This is a genomic window from Methanococcoides sp. (assembly GCF_030594565.1).
Lineage (GTDB): Archaea > Halobacteriota > Methanosarcinia > Methanosarcinales > Methanosarcinaceae > Methanococcoides > Methanococcoides seepicolus.
In genome coordinates this window covers 1-3,649 of the sequence record NZ_JAUVEY010000173.1, presented here as the reverse complement: position 1 = coordinate 3,649, position 3,649 = coordinate 1, and the positions used below count along the sequence as shown (strand labels likewise).

Sequence of the window (3,649 nt, the reverse complement as noted above, 5' to 3'; positions counted from 1 at the left end):
ACCGGTATTTCAAGGGCACAGGACAACGCCGTGGTCATCTCATATCAGGGCGATGGTGACCTTGCTTCAATTGGTCTTAATGAAACCATGCAGGCTGCGAACCGTGGTGAGAAGATGGCAGTCTTCTTTGTGAACAATACTGTTTACGGCATGACCGGCGGTCAGATGGCACCAACCACACTTATCGGTGAGAAGACCGTCACGTGTCCGGATGGAAGGGATCCAAGGTTTGCCGGCTATCCGCTTCACATGTGTGAGATCCTTGATAACCTGAAAGCACCCGTATTCATCGAACGTGTATCCATTTCCGATATATCACATATCAGAAAGGCAAGAAAAGCTATTAGAAAGGCTCTTGAGGTGCAGAGGGACGGTAAGGGATATGCATTTGTTGAAGTGCTTTCCACATGTCCTACAAACCTCAAGCAGAATGCACAGCAGAGCACCGATTTCGTGAACGACATGATGGAGAAGGAATTCCCACTCCAGAACTTCAGGGACAGGTTTGATGAGGCCGAGCCATTGTGGAGGGATGAAAGCGATTTCTCCAAGTCTGCCATTGATAAACTTTACAGCCTTGAGGACAATGCTTCACCCGAGGCAGTACCGGACAAGGATTTCAAGATAGCTTTAGTTAAGATAGCCGGATTCGGTGGTCAGGGTGTTCTGAGCATGGGACTTACCCTTGCACGTGCAGGTTGCCGTGATCAGCGCTATACTTCCTGGTATCCGTCATACGGACCTGAGCAGAGGGGTGGAACTTCCAATTGTTCCGTTGTCATTTCAGGAGAATCCATCGGCTCACCTGTTGTGTATGAATCAGATGTGCTCATAGCTCTTAATCAGCCATCACTTGAGAAGTTCGCAGGCGATGTGAAAGAGGGCGGTGTCATCCTCTATGATGCAACTATCAGTGGTGTCGAAGTTCCTAAAAATGTAAGGTCTATTGCAGTTCCTGCCATGCAGATAGCAAAGGATGCAGGTTCTGTTAAAGCTGCCAACACCGTTATGCTTGGTGTGATGATGGAACTGGGAGATACAGGTCTTCCTGAAAAGGTCTTCAGGGAAGCTATCGAGGATACCTTTGCAAGCAAACCAAAGCTTATTCCGATGAACCTGACAATTCTCGATGCCGCTGCAAAGTGGGCAAGAGAGAATGTCAAGTAATATCAAAATAGAACCTGATAAGTTCTAAATATAGAACAAAACAATGTGTCCGGCGTTTTGCCGGATACTACCTAATTTTTTATTTTCATGAAAACAATAACAAACCTATTTGTTTCTTTTATAGTGTTTGCAATAGTGGGGGTCGCTGTTACATCTATCCTTCAGGACAGGATTTTCTTCTCATTCTTTGTCGGCTTTCCGGCAGGTATATTTGCAGGACTTGTGACCTTCGTGTATCTTAAATGGAAGAGCAGGGTTGTAGTGTCAAAAGTAGATACTGCTTTTGATAACATAGTTGATTTTCTTCAAAATGAAGTTTCACTCCGCTTTGGTAAAAACAAGATCGAAAAAGATTATCAACAAGATCTGGAAGGTAAATTATCAGTCCTGACTGAAAGATATGGATATGACATTAAGTACGAATCTGTAAAAGGTAAACATAGGGTTGATTTTGCAATTAATGGAAATATAGGCATTGAAATGAAAGTCCACCGAGGTGGAAATCGGGTTAATAAAGAATTATACAATCAGATCGCAAACTATGCACCATATTGTAATAAGTTGATAGGTTTGGTTGTGAATGAAACAAATGATGATTCTGAAATTTTACGAATGCAAATTAAAGATGAATTGAAAGATCAACATGTAATTAATGCAAATGATTATGAAATAATTGTTTTAGATGTAAAAAAGAGATTATATTGATTGATCGAGGCTATCCCAAAAACGCCTTAACTTATACAAAATGAGTTTTGATGATTTGAGACAAGTCCCATTATTTCACCTTTTCTCGCAAAATAAGCAAATTATTCGAGAAGTTCGGTTATTTCTATTTTCATACAAAATAAATGTGTACCTGCCTAAAGTATTTTGAAACACATTAAATTACTTCGCCGGCCTATATGATCTCACTTCTATTTCCCCTTCGGTTAAATCTGCCAATTTAGGAACGATCTTCATAAAGTGGTCCGCTTTATTATGAAGGTCGATTGCCTCCATATCTTCCCAGGATTCAATAAACGTCAGAGTGTACGGATCAGCTAGATCTTCATATAGATCATAAGAAATGCAACCTTTTTCATTTTGGCTTTTCTGTATGAGTTCTTCGGTAATTTTTAAAAAATCTTGTTTTTTATCTTTTCTTACCTTGTTTTTCGCTACTATCATTATCATTGTCTCTTCCTCCTGATCATTTGTTCATTATAACATTGCAATTTGAAGTATTTAATGTCGTATAATGTAGTATGTGGAACATTTTGAGCATAAGTCTCCAAAGAAATATTTAATATTCTGGATAACAGAATATGGGACATACTTTAGAAATGGGCTAAGAGGGACACCCTCTACATCTAAACATTGGATTGTCAATTAATGCTGGCATACCAAAGGAACAAGAAAATGGGTGTTTTCAACAACAAAAAACCCTTATACTGACAAAAAATACTTTGTTTAACGCAAATTCGATCAAGGTGCTAAAATGCCATCAGAAAAGTTTAAAATAATATGGGAGAATCAAAAAGGCAAATGTCCGTTTTGTAATCAACCGATGGACATTAGTGCTGATGCAGAAGAAAGACATCTACATCACATAAATGGAAATCATAAAGATAACAAAATCTCAAATTTAGTCTATGTACATGTACACTGCCATAGGCAATATCATGCTAATTATCCAAAATCCAAAAAAATAATAACTGTTGTCTGAAAAGGTTAATGGATGCTTGAGCTTTATAAGGAAAACTTTCACGTACAGTTCTTAGGCGAGAAAGACGGAGTAATCCCTCCGAATTAGCCGACTCAAAGATCGGTTCCATTGAACTCAACTCTACACATTTCATTGTAAATAAGAATATGAGATTTTATTTATATGATATCGTTTTTTGCTATATTTCCATGGAAAAGTGCAAAAAAGGAAACCGAGAGCGAATCTCGGTCAAATATTATTTATTTTCTGGTCAGAATGATACGTCTTCTATCTTGTCCAGGTAGAATATATCCGGTTTGGTAATAACACCTAAATCTTCCATTTTCTTTTTCAGTTCATCGGATTCGGTGAACTTGCGTGCGTTCTCAATATTATCCCACTCGAGAAGGATCACGAGGCTATTAGGGTCTTCTGATGTGCGGAAAAGCATTCCCCCTTTGGAACCGTACTCCTTTCGTGTGGCTTCGTGGTCATCAAATCCTAGTTTCCATTTAGAATAATCTTCTACTGTATGTTTTACAAGTAAATATGCCATTAATTATACTCCCATTATTCATCCGGTTTACCTGTATTTATTATTTTTCAATTAGACTAAATTTATTATTCATGTAATATATTGAATGGGATTATCTAAGGATGCTTTTCATTATGTGAAGCAGAACGCTAGATCCGAAAGTTATTTGCTTTGAATGTATATGTGAAGGATGGATCGCTAAGTGGTAAATTATTCGTATCCAATTATCGTTTCAAATGTTAATTTACCATGAAAATATTGGG

At 38.1% G+C, this 3,649-nt stretch carries 4 protein-coding genes; 2 read left to right on the top strand and 2 right to left on the bottom strand.

Annotation, left to right across the window (positions count from 1 at the left end; genetic code table 11):
- Both QAS77_RS10990 and QAS77_RS10985 read left to right on the top strand, forming a co-directional pair.
- Positions 1 to 1,167 (top strand): 2-oxoacid:acceptor oxidoreductase family protein (locus tag QAS77_RS10990; protein ID WP_305065562.1); only part of this gene is annotated, 1,167 nt, incomplete at its 5' end.
- An 87-nt stretch (positions 1,168 to 1,254) separates the two neighbouring features.
- Entirely contained in the window at positions 1,255 to 1,872 is a 618-nt protein-coding gene (locus QAS77_RS10985) for a hypothetical protein (RefSeq protein WP_250868627.1), read from the top strand.
- 180 nt (positions 1,873 to 2,052) lie between these two features.
- Here QAS77_RS10985 and QAS77_RS10980 read toward each other — a convergent pair whose 3' ends face one another.
- Both QAS77_RS10980 and QAS77_RS10975 read right to left on the bottom strand, forming a co-directional pair.
- The gene (locus tag QAS77_RS10980; RefSeq protein WP_250868626.1) at positions 2,053 to 2,340 is read right to left on the bottom strand and encodes a putative quinol monooxygenase; all 288 of its coding nucleotides are present in this window, start codon (positions 2,338 to 2,340) and stop codon (positions 2,053 to 2,055) included.
- 782 nt (positions 2,341 to 3,122) lie between these two features.
- Positions 3,123 to 3,407 carry a hypothetical protein gene (locus QAS77_RS10975; protein ID WP_250868624.1) on the bottom strand — a complete coding sequence of 95 codons (285 nt, stop codon included), beginning with the start codon at positions 3,405 to 3,407 and terminating at the stop codon, positions 3,123 to 3,125.
- Positions 3,408 to 3,649 lie beyond the last annotated feature (242 nt).

Bases quoted from the DNA above. Each gene is read 5' to 3' on its own strand.
- QAS77_RS10985 (WP_250868627.1), top strand. From the start codon at position 1,255: ATGAAAACAATAACAAACCTATTTGTTTCTTTTATAGTGTTTGCAATA.
- QAS77_RS10975 (WP_250868624.1), bottom strand. From the start codon at position 3,407: ATGGCATATTTACTTGTAAAACATACAGTAGAAGATTATTCTAAATGG.
- QAS77_RS10980 (WP_250868626.1), bottom strand. From the start codon at position 2,340: ATGATAATGATAGTAGCGAAAAACAAGGTAAGAAAAGATAAAAAACAA.